Source organism: Polyangiaceae bacterium, assembly GCA_020633205.1.
Lineage (GTDB): Bacteria > Myxococcota_A > Polyangia > Polyangiales > Polyangiaceae > JAHBVY01.
In genome coordinates, this window is sequence record JACKEB010000015.1 from 340,871 (window position 1) to 356,394 (window position 15,524).

A 15,524-nucleotide genomic window follows, 5' to 3' on the forward strand; every position below is an offset into this window, starting at 1 on the left:
CGGCGTCGGGAGCAGCCTGGGTGGCTCCCGGGTTTCGCGGCTGCCACGCAGCGAGTGACTGACCTACACCCCCAGCAGCTTCGACGAAGCGGACTCCTACCCAGCCAGCCAGCGCGAACGGCGCAGCGCAAGCCGCCAAGAGGAGTGCCGCTTTCGTCAGTTGGCGCATTCCTTACTTCTTGGGGGCCTTTAGGTAGCGGAATAGCTCGCTCTTCGAGGACAACACCAGGCTGTCTTTCTTGCCCAGCGTCTTCTCATAGGCCTGGAGGCTGCGCAGGAAGGCGTAGAACTCCGGATCCTTGTTGAAGGCTTCCGCGTAGATCTTTGCGCTCTCGGCGTCGCCTTCACCCTTGAGCTTCTGCTCGGTCTCGTAGGCCTTGGCGAGCAGGATCCGCTTCTCCTTGTCGGTATCCGCGCGGATTTTCTGAGCCTCCTCACTGCCCTCGGAGCGATAGCGCTTCGCCACGCGCTCACGCTCGGCCTTCATGCGCTCGAAGACGCTCTTCTGCACCTCGGGGGGCAGGTCGGCGCGCTTGATGCGTACGTCGACGATGTCTACGCCGAATTCCTTGACCCGCGTGCGCACGGCCTCACCGACCTTTTGCATCAGCGGCTCACGCTCGTTGCCGATGATGTCGCCGAAGTTCTCCGTTGCGAGCTCACGGCGCAACTCGGAGAGCACGATGTCGTCGATGCGTTGGCGCGCTTGTACGTCGTTGCCGACAGTCTTGTAGAACAACAGCGGGTCCTGTATCCGCCAGCGGGTCACCGGATCTGCGACCAGGTACTTCTTGTCCTTCGTCAGCATGCGCCCGGAGGGCGAGTCGCTGCTCAGCACCCGACGCTCCATGCGGGTCACGTCCTGCCAGGGCAGCTTGAAGTAGAGACCCGGAGCCTCGATGCTGCGTTTGTGTTGGCCGAACTGAGTCACGATGGCGAGCTCCCGCTCGTCGATCACGAACGCGCTGGAGCTGGCCCCGATCAACAGCGCGAAGAGCAGCACCCAAGGGAGGAAACGTTTCATTGCTTGGCTCCTCCTTCCAGCGCACCAGCGCCGAGTGGCAGCACCGGCAGCGTGCCGCGGCTCACGTCCTCATCAATCAAGATCTTGCGATCGACTCCGGTCAAAATGCGCTCCATGGCCTCCAGGTAGAGGCGCTCACGCGTCACGTCGCGGGAGGTCTTGTACTCGTCGTAGATCGCCACGAACTTCGCGACGTCGCCTCGCGCGCGCACGATGCGTTCCTCTTTGTAGGCCTCCGCTGAACGCTCGATCTCTCGTTGCTTGCCGCGCGCCTTGGGGAGCTGATCCTCGTTGTAGCCGTTGGCCTCGTTGATCAGCTGCTCCTTCTTTTCGCGCGCGCGCACGACCTCGTTGAACGCGTCCTTCACTTCGTTCGGCGCCGAGGCGTCCTGGAGCTTCACGTCGGTGATCTCGAGGCCGCTCTTGTACTCGTTCATCAGCCGCTGCAGCAGCGCGCGGGTGTCGTCTTGGAGCTTGGAGCGCCCCTCGGTGATCACGTCGTCGATGGTCATCGTGCCGACGACGCTGCGTAACGCGACCTCGGTCGTGACGTGGAGCGTCTCTTCCGGATCCTTGAGTCGGAACAAGTAGTCGTTGGGATTTACCACACGGTATTGAATCAACAGCTGAGCGTCGACGATGTTCTCATCGCCGGTGAGCATCTGTGCTTCTTCCTTGTGGATCTCCTTGTCGCGGTAACCGACTTGGATGTGGCGTACCTTCTCCGTGTTCACGATGTCGACTTGCTGCACCAGTGGGAACCGGAAGTGCAATCCGGGTCCTTTCTGGTTGGGATCCGCCTTGCCAAAGGTGCGGACCACGCCGACTTCTCCAGGACCGACGCTGTAGAAGCCGGTCATGGCAACTGCAACGACGATGATGATTACGATCAGGGGCCCGATGCGCCGCAGGTTCTTTCGGAAGATCTCACTCACCCGAGCGATCACGTCCCCTACGTCGGGTCCCATGCCATTGTCTTCGAACTGACTTCGCATGCTCCTCAACAGGTACCCTTAATGACCTGGAGGCTGACTGCAACCCGTCGCGCCCTTGCGCCGCATGCAGCGGGTGCCATGCAGCGAGGGAGACGCTGCTCGTCCACGGTGTTCACCGCCGCGGGGGGCGCGGCTTGCCCGTAGCGCCGACGCGCGGAGCTAGCTGCGAACGCGCCAGTTGCCCATGTACGCGCGCCCCACGGTATCGCACGTAGGGTCGGTCACGATCAGCTCGGGACGGCTCTCCCGGCAGTAGATGATGGTGTTTTGGCGGAACGTTCGCCCAAAGTAGATGGCCTCGTCGCGATCGATGCCGTGCACCAACCAGGCGGGTTCGCGCCACACGCCTTCTGGCTCCTCGTCGTAGCCGACGCAGTGCTCGACGCGATAGCAACCGAGGATCAGTAGATCGCGCATCACCTGGTGCCGCCCCTCGTTGACTCGCCGCGGGAGCAGCATGGAGCGCGGGTTGTAGGCGGTCAGTACCGCGAACTGCTGCTGCAAGAGCTCAGGGAGGCTACCGACGTCCTGGACGATTTCGCCGTCCATCGACGACCGCAACAGCCCAGCTTCGGTGGGCAGCTCATAGACGGTTGCGAAGTAGGAACGAAGGAGGTTTTGGTCCACGGATATTCTCTTCTGGAATGGCCCGAGCGGCCTCAGGGCTCGCGAGCGCGCAATTCGCGCTGGTAGGGCGCGAACAAGGAATCCCCTAGCACACGTGTCGCTTGGGTCAGTCGGCCACGAAGCGATAGCCGACTCCGCGGACCGTGACCAGGTGTCTGGGCCGCGAGGGGTCCGGCTCGAGTTTATTCCTGAGCTGAAGCAGAAAGTTATCGATGGTTCGCAGCGTGCCATGGTGTCCCGGGCCCCAAACCGCCTCCAGGATCTGCTCTCGGCTGAGAACGCGCCCCCGCGCGCTGGCGAGGGTCATCAACACGTCGAACTCCGTCGCCGTGAGCCCAACGGCCTCACCCTCGCGACGCACCTCGCGCGTGTCTTCGTCGATCTCGAAGCTCGCTGTGCGGATCACTGGGCGAGCGCGTGAGCGCGCGATGGCGTCCCGTCGCAGCACGGCCTTCACCCGCGCGAGCAACTCCGCCAGGCTGAAAGGCTTCGTGATGTAGTCCTCGGCGCCCAGCTCGAGGCCCATCACCTTGTCCATCTCTGCGCCGCGCGCCGACAACATGATGATGGGTACGGCGACGCCCTCGCCACGCAACGTACGCAGTACTTCGAAGCCGTTCAGGCGAGGTAGCATCACGTCGAGCACCAACAGGTCTGGCTTGAACTCTCGAGCGAGCTTCAGGCCTTGCTCACCGTCTTCGGCAACGGCGACGGAGTAGCCCTCGGCCTCTAGGTTCATGGAGAGGCCCATGCTGATGCTCGGATCGTCTTCTACGACCAAGATGCGCTTCGCGGTGTCCACGGTTTACTCGGAGTCGGGGGAGGGGGAATCGGAGAGTGAGGCTGGGCCAGGTGTCGGCCCCGGGGGGCCACCAGAATTCCGTGAGGATTTGATGGGCTGGAAGATCGGTAGCACGAAGGTGAAGGTGCTGCCTTTGCCGGGGCTGCTCTCGAGCTCGACCTTGCCGCGATGGGCCTCGAGCACGTGCTTCACGATGGCGAGTCCAAGGCCCGAGCCTTCGCGCTCTCGGGCCAAGCGATCGTCGACGCGGTAGAACTTCTGAAAGATGCGTTTGTGCTCCGTGAGCGCGATGCCCGCGCCGTTGTCACTCACACTGATCTTGACCTTGTTGCTCTCACGCCACGCTTTCACTTTGATGCGTGGGGGACTTCCGCCGTACTTGCGCGCGTTGGTGAGCAAGTTGAGCAGGGCATCGGTTAGGGCTCCGGCGTCCGCGTCAATCCGTGGCAGGTTCTCTTCGACCTCGAGCTCCAGGTTCCCTCCCGGGCCAAGCTCCAAGGACTGGGCGGCGGTGACGGCCCCGTCGACGACGCGGGTAACGTCCGTCGGTTCGATGACATAAACTCGCCGACCGCTCTCCATGCGGCCCCAGTCGAGTAGGCGATCGATCAATTCTTGTAGCCGGTGGCTCTCCCGCGCCAGGCCCGCGATGCAGCGGTCCTCTGTCGCCGTATCCCCGCGGCGAAGCTCAAGGGTCTCCGTGAAGAGCCGAATCGATGTCAGCGGTGTCCGGAGTTCGTGGCTGACCTTCGACACGAAGTCGCTTTGTAGCTGGGACAGGTTCGCCTCTCGACGCACGAAGACCCAGACCAAGATCACTCCGGTGGTGGCAGCGCCGCTCAGCGCCAGCACCAAGATCCCCATCACGATGTCTGAGAGCTCGCCCAGGATGAGCAAGACCACGCCTACGGCGAGCAGCAGCACCGTGGGCACGACGACCAGCGCGACCAGCAGGATGATGATGCGCCGATAGCCGAAGGCGGTCAGGTCCCGAGTGGACACTCGGGACATCATAGCGGAAGGCGCCGCCTGTGCTCGCCCGCTCATAGCTCGAGCTCCGCGCACAGGATCCAAAGCAGGCTCGCAACGCTCGCCGCTTGAGCGGGAGCACCGGTAGCGCGGTGAGGCGGGTCGCCATTTGCCAGCTGGGAAATCTGCCCGAGCACGAGCGGCTCGTCGAGCGCCTGCTCGACGATGCGCTGGAGCTCGCTCTGGACCTCGAAATCATCCGGTCGCAGGCGCAGTACAGCCCGCGCGTAGAAGCCGAGCAGGTACGTCAGGGTTGCACCGCGATGGTAGGCGGCTTCGCGCTCTTCGAAGCTGCCGTCGAACTGCCCCAGGTAGTCCACTGCGCTTGGCGAGAGGCTACGGATTCCGCGCGGTGTCAGGAGTTCAGCGGTCACGCGCTCCACGATGGAGTTGGCTTGCCAGGTGTCGAATAGATCGGGATCGACGGCCAGGGCCAAGAGCGCGTGGGCACGAATCCGATCATCCCCCGGTTGACTCGCGTCGAGGGACAGCGAGTCGTAGGGGTAGCGCTGGTGCTCGCACCAGAAGCGCGCCTTGAAGCTCTGCGTGGCACGTGCACGCATCTCGAGGGCGCGTTGTTCCAGTGCCCGATCGCCGTAGTCTGCCGCTAGGCCTGCGAGTACGCGAGCTCCGCGCGTCCACAATGCCTGGAGTTCAATCGGCAGGCTCTTGCGCTTGCCCCACTCGCTATGCGCCGGACTTGGATCGTCGGAAGTGCTCTTGGGCGCCATGCTCTTGAGTAGCGCGTCCTCGGTCAGCTCCACACCCAGGGCGGCACGGCCTTCGCACACCGCGTCGAACGCCGCCGCGAGCGACGGATACAGCTCGTCCTTCACGAACGGGTCGTCAGAGCCAGTCCAAGCCAGCAAAGCCCGCGCCGCCTCGAACAACCACAGCGTGGAGTCGACAGAAGAAAACTCGCTGCGCCCGAAGCCCGCCGGAATGGGACGCAGGGATGGCATCTGCACAGTGCTCGGCTGCTCCGCCAGGCGACGCGGCAACAGGCCCGACTGCTGGCTCCCTAGCAGAGTTCTGAGCACCGCTTTGGCTTCATCCACCTTGCCCCGGGTGAGGTACAGCCCGGGCAAGGCGATGCAAGTGTCCCGCGTCCAGACACCGAACCATGGGTAGCCGCTGATCACCGCCGGGCGCTGGCAATTTTCCGCGCAGAATTGATCTGCGGCCAGGAAGAGCTTGCGTACGGCGTCAGGCCGTTCCTCGCCGGGGTCCTGCGCGAGCAAGTACTCCTCCGTCTCCCGCATGAACTCCGCGGGGTCTCCCTCGAGCGGTTCGCCTACAGACACCGTGAGGTAGAGCGTCTGTCCGTCCTCGATCTGCATTTCGAAGACCCCGGGCGTCCACAGGTCTTCGGTGGCCTCTCCTTGATCGTCGCTCGAGTACTCGAAGCGGCGCCACCAATCCGGGCTACCAACGAAGAGCCCGTGGTGTTCGAAATGGATCTGCGGGAGATCCAGGCGGGGTTGGATTTGCACCTGGCGGGGGCGGAGCGCGACCGTTTGCAGCATTCCGCCGTGCTCGTGCGTCAGCTCGTGCATGGGACGAAGCGACAACAGTGGTCGCACCTTCAAGGTGGCGCTCCTCACCCCCGACAAACTGAAGGAGAGCACCAGCGCATTCTTGCCTCGCACCAGCGCTAGCCGGCGATCGAAGGTCGCCTTGCCCAACTTGTAGCGCCAGTGCGGGATGGGCGTCTGGGCGAACTCCGTCAGCTGGCGGTAGCCGGGCATCGGCGCAACGCCGGGGAAGCGATGCGCGGCAAGGCGATGGGAGCGCTGCCCAATCTCTACCTCTGTTTCCGCGTGGCTAAGGATGACGTGGCGCGCCAGGGGCGGCGCTAGCGCAGCGACTAGCAGACCATGGTAGCGCCGCGTGTGGCTCAGGGCGACGGTGCTCATCGAGTAGGCGCCGGCGCCGTTGGTGTGTAACCACTCCATTTCCGCGCGGCCGAGGTCGCCTTGGACCTCGACGTATGGCCACGGTGAGCCCTCGGGTGGCTGCAGCTCGCGCTTCTTCTTAGCCACCGTCTTCTCCTCGGTGACCCGCTGCGTGCTGACGCTGGGCTGCTTGCTGATCCTGGGCTGCTTGCTGACCCTGGGCTTCCAGAGAACCCAGTGCGCGCTGCGCGGCTTCGTGCATCGCGGCCCGCGGTGCGTCGACATCGAGCCAAAGCTCGAGCGCCGCCGCGGCTTGCCCCACCAGCATGCCTAGGCCGCCTCGCGCCTCTAGGCCATGTTCCCGCGCGGCCGACAGAAAAGGTGTTTCCTCGGGGTTATACACCACGTCGTACGCAACGGCGCTCGTCGGGAGCTCCTGCCAGGGGACCACGCTTGCTACGCCTTCGCCAGGGCTCGCGCCACGCATGCCTGCGCTGGTGGCCTGCAGCACCAAACTCAGTTCGACAGCGATCTCCTCCCAAGCCTCAGCGCCCCAGTGGAGGAGCTCAACGTCCAGCAGCTTGAAAGTCTGTGCGCTGGGCCATGTGTCTCGATCGCCAACGTGACTCCGCGCGGTGACGTACACGTGTTCGAAACCGAGCTCGCGGAGCGCCGTCGCAGCGCCTAGCGCTGCGCCACCGTTGCCAAGGATCACGGCTGCGCTTCGAGGCACATCGCCAAGCTCCGAGAGCAAGGCGAGAATGTCCGTGTTGAACGCCTGGAGGTCAGAACCTTTCAGCGCAAGCACGTTGGCGGCGCCGGCCTGCCGCGCCAGAGGGTCCAGCTTGTCTGCTAGGGCCAAGGCGACTTGCTTGTGTGGCACGGTGACGTTGAAGCCCGCAAATTCGCCCTGCCGCAAGCGCGCCACTGCGTCGCTCACATGAGACGCGTCGGGGCAGTCGAGCAGCTCATAGCTGTGCTCCAGACCGAGCGCGTCATACGCAGCTTGGTGGATCACTGGCGACAGCGAGTGACCGAGCGGATGCCCGAGCAGTGCGAAGCGGCTCACGCGTCGGACTCCTCGCGCTTGATCTCGCTCACCGTGCTCCGCACGGAACCAACCCCAAGACGAACCTCGATCTCGTCACCTCGAGAGAGCTCGTCAGCACGCTTGATGATGCGACCCGCTTTGGCGGCGATCGCGTAGCCGCGGCCAAGGATGCGCAAGGGAGAGAGCCCGTCGAGCTGGGTCGCGTACAGGCTCAGTTCGTCTCGGCGCTCCTCGAGTTTGCCCTGAGTGCGATCGATCAGCGTGCGCTTGAGGTCCGCGTGCTTCTGACGTTCTCGCTGCAGTCGCGCGAGCATGCTGCTCTGCAGCTGGGCCTCCAAAGGAGCGAGCTTGAGCCGGGTGCGCGCCAACACGGCCTTCGGATCACGCAAGAGCAAGCGCCGCTCTAGCCCGACGAAGGTGGTGCGCTGACGCTTCAGTCGCTGGGCAACATGCGCTTCTAGCCGCTCGCTCAGGTCGTCTACCTCCTGCGCGTGTTCACCAATTAGGCGCAGCGGATCTCCCAGTCGTCGTTCGAGGCGCGAAAGCACGTGCTGGTCGTCTTTGAGGCGATGTCGCACGGCCTGGAGCAGGTGACGCTGTGCGTCTCGTAGTTCGCGCTTCTGCGTGGCTCGGTCTGCGACCACTAGCTCGGCGGCCTGGGACGGCGTTGCCGCGCGGATATCTGCGACGAGGTCAGTGAGGCTGAGGTCCACTTCGTGGCCCACCGCGCTCACGATCGGCACTCGAACCTTCGCCAAGCGACGCACCAAGCGCTCGTCGTTGAAGGCCATCAGATCTTCTCCGGAGCCGCCCCCGCGTCCGATGATCAGCACGTCGAGTTGCGGGTGCCGCTCCACCAGGTCGATGGCGTAGAGCAGGCTTCTCACGGCTTGCTCGCCTTGCACCTGGGCTGGAGCGAGCACGATGTGTGCGCCGCCTCGACGGAAAGCCACGGTGATGATGTCGTGGATCGCCGCGCCCTGTTCGCTGGTGATCACCCCGACGACGCGCGGTGAGCTTGGCAGCGGGCGTTTGCGCTCGTCCGCGAAGAGTCCCTCTGCGGCAAGCTTGAGCTTCAAGCGTTCCAGGGCCTCGAGCTGGGAACCGCGGCCCGCGGGGCGCAGGCGATCGACGACGAACTGGAGTCGCCCGCGAGGGATCCACAGATCCGGCTTGCCTTGTACCTGGACGCGCGCGCCGTCCTGCAGGTAGCGCCAGGCCCGGCTCGCGTTCATGCGATACATGACGCTCTCGACCACCGCGCCCTCCGCGACGTCCTTCAGCGAGAAGTAGACGTGGCCGTTTTGCGAGCGCTTGAGGTGAGCGATCTCGCCTTCGATCCAGACCCGGCCAACGCTGCGGCTGAGTGCATGTTTCATGCGACGAGCTAGCTCGGAGACCGCAATGATCGCTTCCTGCTCGTCGTTCACGCGGGGTGTATAGCAGGCGTAGGGCAGACTCGGGCATACTCAGGGGCAGATGGACCCCAAGGACTCGGATCGCGCACAAATCCTACGCCGACGTGCATTTTTCGTGAGCTCGGCGCTGACCGCTCTGGGTTGCAACAACTCGGGGCGACCGCCGGAAGGGCAACCGTCCTCAACGACGGACCCGACCGCGCCACCGGTGGTCACTGCGCCACCCACCGCGACCCCATCGGCAACGCCTGAACCGACGGCTAGCTCGAGCGCTACGCCCGAGCCGCCAAGCGAAGGCCCGGACCTCAGTACGCCAGCGGGCGTTGGGGATGTCGCCGCAGAAAACTACAAGAGCCTCCGCGAAGCCGTGGCGGAGATCCGGAAGAGCATCACCGAGCTCACGGCCACGCTCCCAGACTCCTGCAAGATCACGGATCAGGCGTGTGATCTCCAGTGGCGGAAGCTCGCAGAAGGGCTCTTGAGAATCGACAAGTCGCTTCGCCGCCTGCCACCGCGCTGCGGAGGCTCCAGCGACGAAGCCAAGGCGTTCTTCGAGAAGCGTGAGGCGGCTCGCGAGGACCTCCAGCAACGCGTCGCCGCCCTGAGCAAGCGCATCAATACGCTGGTCGCGACTCAAGCCGAGAAGGAACGTTGGGAGTCGCATCAGGCGGATGCGAAGCAAGCGAACCCAGAGCCCTGTCTGAAGTTCGCTTGCACCGACTGGTGAGGCCCCCGCCGACCTCGCGACGGCTACTTCTGGCGTCGGCGCCGCAGCCCTAGCAGCGCGAGTCCGAGTGCCAAGGCGAGCGTCGAAGGTGTGTTCCGCGAGGAACCAGGAGTGCTGCAGCCGCAGCTCGAGTCACCCTTGAGCGTCACGGTTGCACCCGAGGTACCTGCCCCGGGGTCTTCGCTGCCGGCGCTGCCTCCGCTGATGGCGCCCGTCCCACCTTCGCCGGTGGTACCGCCGCTGCCGCTCGCGCCGCCGGTTCCGTTACCCGGATCACTGCCAGCGGGTACGACTCGCAACGCGTCCACGGCGATGTGCTGGTCGTCGCCAGGCGGCGAGCTCGAGGTGTCGTACACACTCACGTCTTGATCTGCGCCCGCGTTGAAATCGAACTCACCCAGAGACACCCAGCCGCTCGCTTGGGATTGATCGATCACGACAGCGTCTTCCAGGCCGCCATGGGCGATGGCGTAGGTGGTCTCCTTGTGCACACCAAAAGCGGGGTCGATGTAGACCTCTAGCTGGTAGCGACCGGCGACCGCGAAGTCCATATGCCAACGTGCCCAGTTCGACGGATCCACGCTGTCATAGGCGTTGGTCCACAGCAGCGTTCCGTCGTAGCCGACGCCCTCTTCACTGCGCCAGAACTGACCGGGGCCGTAGGCGGCGAAGCAGCTGTCCCGCTCGTCGATGATGCGCCCTTCGGCGGGCACGACATCGCAATCAGGCACCGCTGGTGGCGTCACGAGGCCAGAGAACCAATCGCTCGTGTGCTGACTCGCTGCGACGCTGATCTCCACATGAAGGTGATCCACGTGGGGGTTCGGTCCAGTGTATGCGCGGTCCTTCGAACCGGCGCCACGCGAAGCGTTCCAGGTCCATTGATCCCAGATGATGTACTGGATCCCAATCGCTTCGGCGTTCTCGATTAGCCAGTTACCGACGGGGTCGCCCGCGTCGTTGTCAGCATCCGAATCTGCACCGACGACGGGGATCATGATGTCGAGGGCACGGCCCGTACCGTGAACGGAGAGCTCGCTCAGGTTCGCGGTGTTCTGTCGACAGGCATAGCCACCGATGCTCGCGATCTGGGGGAAGTGGTCGTACAGGTACTGGCGTACGATCTCCCCGCCGCTCGTGATGCCGCCGGCGCAACTCGCGCCGTTGTTCCACGGCCCTGCGCCGGTGTAGTCGACGTATTGCGTGTCTCCGATGGCAAGCGTTTCCGTGGGGATTTGCCACGGGCCGGGGTGGGCCAGGCGTCCAGCCTGTGTGGCCGCGCCCTCGTCCGGCGCCGCTTCACCACAGCCCATACCCAAGCCCCCAAGAGCCACCAGGACAAGCAGCAGTGGTCCGCGTACCCAACGAATCCGCCCAAGCATCGGCGGAGCTTAGCTCGGCATCGGGCGCCTGACCGGATCAAAAAGCGACCCCTTGGTCAGCTTTGCTGGAAACATTCAGGGAAACTGCACCTGCTGCGCCGCCAGCCGTTTGGTGGTCACGTCCTGCCCACTTGGCGGCGGGCGTCAAGACCGGGGCACAACCGGCCCGGGTCCTTGGCGCGACGCGTGCTATACGCGCTCGCCATGCTCAAGAAGGTCCTGATCGCAAACCGGGGGGAAATCGCAGTTCGAGTCGCACGCACGTTGCGCGAGATGGGGATTCGCTCGGTCGCCGTGTACAGCGACGCCGACCGCGAGAGCCTCCACGTACGCGTCTGCGACGAGGCCTATCACATCGGCCCCGCAGCTGCGGCGGAGAGTTATCTCCGCGCGGATAAGATCTTGGACGTCGCCAAGCGAGCTGGCTGCGACGGCGTGCATCCAGGCTACGGCTTCTTGAGTGAGAACGCGGAGTTCGCCGAGGCGTGCGAAGCGTCTGGGGTGACCTTCATCGGTCCGCCCCCGGGCGCGATGCGAGACATGGGTCTGAAGACCGCCGCGCGCGACAAGATGTCTGCTGCCGGAGTACCCATTGTTCCTGGCGGAAATGCAGACACGGTCGAAGAGGGCTTGGCTACGGCGGAGCGTATCGGGTACCCAGTGATGCTCAAGGCGACTGCCGGTGGCGGCGGTAAGGGCATGCGCCTCGTGCACAAGCCCGAGGAGCTAGGCCCGGCTCTCGAGCGCGCTCGGAGTGAGGCCAAGAAGGCCTTCGGTGATGAGACCGTCTACATCGAGAAGGCGATCATTCAGCCGCGCCATGTGGAGATCCAGGTGCTTGGAGACAAGCACGGCAACATGGTGCATCTCTTCGAGCGCGATTGTTCCGTGCAGCGTCGTCACCAAAAGGTGGTGGAAGAAGCGCCTTGCCCCGCCATCGACGAAGAGATCGTCCACAAGATGGGCGAGGTGGCGGTCAAGGGTGCAAAGGCGGTCGGATACTTTTCCGCAGGGACATTCGAATTCCTGTTGGGACAAGACAAGAGCTTCTACTTCTTGGAGATGAACACCCGCTTGCAGGTGGAGCATCCCGTGACCGAGCTGATCACTGGCGTCGACCTGGTGCGGGAGATGGTGCGTGTCGCTGCTGGACTGCCTCTGGAGTTCGAGCAGAAGGACCTCGAGCGTCGCGGCGCCGCCATCGAGTGCCGCATCTACGCGGAGGACCCCGCGACGGGCTTCCTGCCGTCCCCGGGAAAGATCACTCGCCTCCTCACCCCCTCTGGTCCTGGAGTGCGCGATGACTCCGGCGCCTACGAAGGCTGCACCATCAGCGCCAACTACGACCCGCTGATCTCGAAGCTGAGTGTTTGGGCTCCAACGCGCGCTCAGGCCGTAGAGCGCATGCGCCGTGCCATCGGCGAGTACTTGGTGAGCGGTATTCGTACCAACCTTCCGTTCCATGAGCGCCTGTTCGAGCACCCGGAGTTCGTCGCGGGGCACTACGACACCGGATTCATCGATCGCTTCCGCGACGTGCTGCTGGGTGGCACGACGTTGAACGCTGAGGAGCGCGCTGCGCTTGCGCGGGCCATTGCCGTTGCGGCGTACGAGCGCACCAACGGATCGGCCGGGGTCACGCAGAATGGATCCGGCATGAGTCCATGGGTCGCCGCGCATCGCGCCGACCTTCGCTAGGCCCGTAGTCTGATTCCAGTCGCTACGGGTTTCGTCCTCGGCGTTCCCGTATCGATACGCTTGGTCCCCCGCGCGCTGCCGTGTAATTCCATTGCATGGCAGCGCTCGACGGCATCCGCGTTCTCGATCTGACTCGTCTCCTCCCCGGGCCACTTGCCACTGTGGTGTTGGCGGACTTGGGCGCCACCGTAGATAAGGTCGAAGACGCCGCTGCTGGTGACTACACCCGCGTCACGCCACCCATGCAGGGTGACACCGGGTTGATGTTCCACACGTTGAACCGCGGCAAGCGCGGCATGGTGCTCGACCTCAAGAAGCCTGAGGGCGTTGCCGCGCTGAAACGCATGGTGATGAACTACGACGTCGTCTTCGAGCAGTTTCGTCCTGGGGTGCTCGATCGACTCGGGGTTGGACACAGCGTGCTGCGCGAGCTGAACCCGAAGCTCATCGTGTGTGCCTTGACCGGCTATGGCCAGACGGGGCCCCTCGCTCAGCGTGCTGGCCACGACTTGAACTACATGGCGCGTGCGGGCCTGTTGGGTGCGATGGGCCCGCGGGATCAGGCACCTGCAACGCCTTCCTTCCAGCTGGCGGATGTGAGTGGCGGAATGTGGTGCGTGATCGCCATCCTGGCTGCTTTGCGCGAGCGCGAGCTGACCGGGGAGGGGAAGCTCATCGACATTGGGATGATCGAAAGCGTGGTCCCCTTCGCGCTCCCGGTCATGGCCAAGCTCATGGGGGGAGAGAGCGTCGAGCGAGGCAACGAGATGCTCACTGGTGGACTCGCGATCTATCGCACCTATCAGACCAAGGACGGCGGGTCGGTGGCGTTCGGAGCACTGGAGCCGAAGTTCTTCCAGGCGTTCTTCAACGCTGTGGAGATGCCGGTGGATGCGAGCTACGTCGTACCAGGGGCGCACCAGGTAGAGTTACAAGCAAAGCTCGCGGCGTTGTTTGCCTCCCGCACGCGGGACGAGTGGCTAGCGCTGAACGACAAGCACGACGTGTGCCTCGAGCCCGTGCTGCGTCCAGACGAGCTGTTTGACGACGCTCACTTGAAAGCACGCAAGGTGTTCCTCGACGTCGAGACCGCCGACGGTGTGGTCAAGCAGGTGCGCACTCCGGTGACGCCCCTCGACCTGGAGCCGCGCCCGGCACCGAAGCAAGGCGAGCACACCGACCAGATCCTCAGCGACGCAGGCTTTGGCGCTGACGAGATCGCCGCGCTGCGAGCCCAGCGCGCCGTTCGTTGAGCGCTTAGCCCCTAGCTGTTCCCGGAGGACCAGCTAGACGCGCTTGTATTCTTCGACGAACTCCCAGTCGGCGATGAGTCGCTTCTTCAGCAGTAGCGAGAGCAAAGCCGCAAACATCGACTCCCAACGGGCGTTTTCCCCGAGGATTTCCGTTGCGTCAGCGCCGTGGGAAACAGCGCGTAGCGCCGCCACTAGATCTCGTGCGGTGAGTTGATCTTCACCAGCTTCGGCTGGCTCCACTTCGGCTTCAGGCTCAGCGCGGGGTGACTGCGCGGAGCGTGCCGGCAGATTGATCGTCGTTCCGTCCAGCAGGGTAAGCGACACCATGCGAGGCGTCTTGCCCGTGCGTGGCTGGGGCATCACGACGTCGCGCGCGGGAACTCGGGAGCTCTCCGGCACAGGGGTCAGACTGCGGGGCGGTTCGTCCGGCTGGGACGGTGCGCGGCTGCTTGGCGTTGGCTCAAGACCTGTGTAGCCCCCGTCGGCGCCTTGCGAGCTGGGTGGCGAACTCGGAGTCGCGGCAGATACTGCGGGAGGTGCTTCCGTGGGGATATCCTCCGCGCCGCCGGCAAGAAAGTCTTGGGGCACTTCGGCTGTGGCTTCAGGTTCGGCTGCGGGCGCCACATCAGGTGGATGGGAGCTCGGTGGGATGTTTACGCTCGGCGCTCCGGCCATTGCCGGCGGGGGTTCTGTTTCGCCCTGGTCGGGTGTGTCGCTCGCGTCGCTTGGCGTTGGCGGTTCGCTAGCCGAGAGCTTGGTGCTTGGCGGCGCTGCCTCTGAGGTTGGGCCGGCGACCTCCGGCGAGCCCTCGGAGACAGCGGCTTGCGCCAGTGGTGGCTCCGGGCTCTCGACCTCCACCTCGATGTCGAGCTCCGACGGAGCTTCTTTGCGAGGCGGCTGTGGCGGCTTGGGGGGAGGGCGCTTGGGCTCCGCGGTGGTTGGCACCGCCATGGGATCAGAAGGCTCCGCGCCCCCAGCGGTCGTGGTGCCGTAGTAGACGCGGATGGCTGCGCGGATGTCCGAGGGAGGCGCGATCATTGCGCGCACCGGAAGGCCACTGAACTGTCGCACTTGCTCCAGTGCTGCTTCGTCCGTCGGGTCATCCATGGCCACGTAGAGCGTCTGCCCGAGTCCGCGCACACGGCGGACGAAGATTGGGACCAAACAGAAGCGTTCCACGACCTGGCTTGGGACCAGGTTCAGCAGCTGGCGCGAAAAATCGATATGGTAAAGCGAGACCCAGGGCACCGACAGCTGCTGGCTCAAGATCTGGGTGACCTGCGTCTCCGAAATCAAGCCGGACTCCACGAGCAGGGTCCCGAGGCGTCGACGATCCTCGCGCTGACGCTCCAGCACCTCATCGAGCTGCTGGCGCGTGATCATCTGGGCTTCTACGAGCAGATCGCCGAGTCGGACTCTCGGGGCGGCCATTGCTCTCAGGACCCTACCCCGAAAGCCTGAACTTCCCGAGGAGAATCGCCGACTGACTGCTTCCTTCGGAAAGCGCCACCTGCTCGCGTCTGAGCCACTTCAATAGGTGGCGGGCCCTTCTCAACGTCGGATGCCCCCCCGCGTGCGATTGCCGCATTCGCGAGACAATCTAGCAGTGCTCCTCCCACTGAT

At 64.5% G+C, this 15,524-nt stretch carries 13 protein-coding genes; 3 read left to right on the forward strand and 10 right to left on the reverse strand.

Going from position 1 to position 15,524, the window contains the following annotated elements:
• Positions 1 to 172 precede the first annotated feature (172 nt).
• The 8 genes from hflC to xseA all read right to left on the reverse strand — a co-directional run bounded on the left by hflC (position 173) and on the right by xseA (position 8,853).
• Positions 173 to 1,024 (reverse strand): protease modulator HflC, encoded by an 852-nt coding sequence (gene hflC, locus H6718_24270; protein MCB9588547.1) that lies wholly within the window; start codon positions 1,022 to 1,024, stop codon positions 173 to 175.
• Complete coding sequence (gene hflK, locus H6718_24275) at positions 1,021 to 2,019, reverse strand: FtsH protease activity modulator HflK (GenBank protein MCB9588548.1); 999 nt, start codon at positions 2,017 to 2,019, stop codon at positions 1,021 to 1,023. The genes hflC and hflK overlap by 4 nt, the downstream gene beginning before the upstream one ends.
• A 159-nt stretch (positions 2,020 to 2,178) precedes the next feature.
• Positions 2,179 to 2,646 carry a DUF3293 domain-containing protein gene (locus tag H6718_24280; protein ID MCB9588549.1) on the reverse strand — a complete coding sequence of 156 codons (468 nt, stop codon included), beginning with the start codon at positions 2,644 to 2,646 and terminating at the stop codon, positions 2,179 to 2,181.
• Positions 2,647 to 2,752: 106 nt separating this feature from the next.
• The gene (locus H6718_24285; GenBank protein ID MCB9588550.1) at positions 2,753 to 3,397 is read right to left on the reverse strand and encodes a response regulator transcription factor; all 645 of its coding nucleotides are present in this window, start codon (positions 3,395 to 3,397) and stop codon (positions 2,753 to 2,755) included.
• A gap of 54 nt (positions 3,398 to 3,451) precedes the next feature.
• A complete protein-coding gene (locus tag H6718_24290) occupies positions 3,452 to 4,459 on the reverse strand; it encodes a two-component sensor histidine kinase (protein ID MCB9588551.1) in 1,008 nt (335 codons plus the stop codon).
• A 32-nt stretch (positions 4,460 to 4,491) separates the two neighbouring features.
• Positions 4,492 to 6,519, reverse strand: coding sequence for a glycogen debranching enzyme family protein (locus H6718_24295; GenBank protein MCB9588552.1), 2,028 nt, complete (start codon positions 6,517 to 6,519; stop codon positions 4,492 to 4,494).
• Positions 6,512 to 7,441 carry a shikimate dehydrogenase gene (locus H6718_24300; GenBank protein ID MCB9588553.1) on the reverse strand — a complete coding sequence of 310 codons (930 nt, stop codon included), beginning with the start codon at positions 7,439 to 7,441 and terminating at the stop codon, positions 6,512 to 6,514. The genes H6718_24295 and H6718_24300 overlap by 8 nt, the downstream gene beginning before the upstream one ends.
• Positions 7,438 to 8,853, reverse strand: a complete 1,416-nt coding sequence (gene xseA, locus H6718_24305) for an exodeoxyribonuclease VII large subunit (GenBank protein ID MCB9588554.1) — start codon at positions 8,851 to 8,853, stop codon at positions 7,438 to 7,440. Before xseA ends, H6718_24300 begins: the two co-directional genes overlap by 4 nt.
• A 49-nt stretch (positions 8,854 to 8,902) precedes the next feature.
• On the opposite strand from xseA, the gene H6718_24310 reads away from it, so the two are divergent.
• On the forward strand, positions 8,903 to 9,568 hold the full coding sequence (locus H6718_24310; GenBank protein ID MCB9588555.1) for a hypothetical protein: 666 nt from the start codon (positions 8,903 to 8,905) through the stop codon (positions 9,566 to 9,568).
• 23 nt (positions 9,569 to 9,591) lie between these two features.
• Here H6718_24310 and H6718_24315 read toward each other — a convergent pair whose 3' ends face one another.
• Entirely contained in the window at positions 9,592 to 10,950 is a 1,359-nt protein-coding gene (locus H6718_24315) for a hypothetical protein (GenBank protein MCB9588556.1), read from the reverse strand.
• A 204-nt stretch (positions 10,951 to 11,154) separates the two neighbouring features.
• Between H6718_24315 and accC the strand changes: the two genes are divergently transcribed.
• The gene (gene accC / locus H6718_24320; protein MCB9588557.1) at positions 11,155 to 12,648 is read left to right on the forward strand and encodes an acetyl-CoA carboxylase biotin carboxylase subunit; all 1,494 of its coding nucleotides are present in this window, start codon (positions 11,155 to 11,157) and stop codon (positions 12,646 to 12,648) included.
• A gap of 95 nt (positions 12,649 to 12,743) precedes the next feature.
• Positions 12,744 to 13,901 (forward strand): CoA transferase, encoded by a 1,158-nt coding sequence (locus H6718_24325; protein MCB9588558.1) that lies wholly within the window; start codon positions 12,744 to 12,746, stop codon positions 13,899 to 13,901.
• 33 nt (positions 13,902 to 13,934) lie between these two features.
• Here the strand turns inward: H6718_24325 and H6718_24330 are convergent, their stop codons facing one another.
• Entirely contained in the window at positions 13,935 to 15,284 is a 1,350-nt protein-coding gene (locus tag H6718_24330; GenBank protein ID MCB9588559.1) for a hypothetical protein, read from the reverse strand.
• Between the last annotated feature and the right edge of the window lie 240 nt (positions 15,285 to 15,524).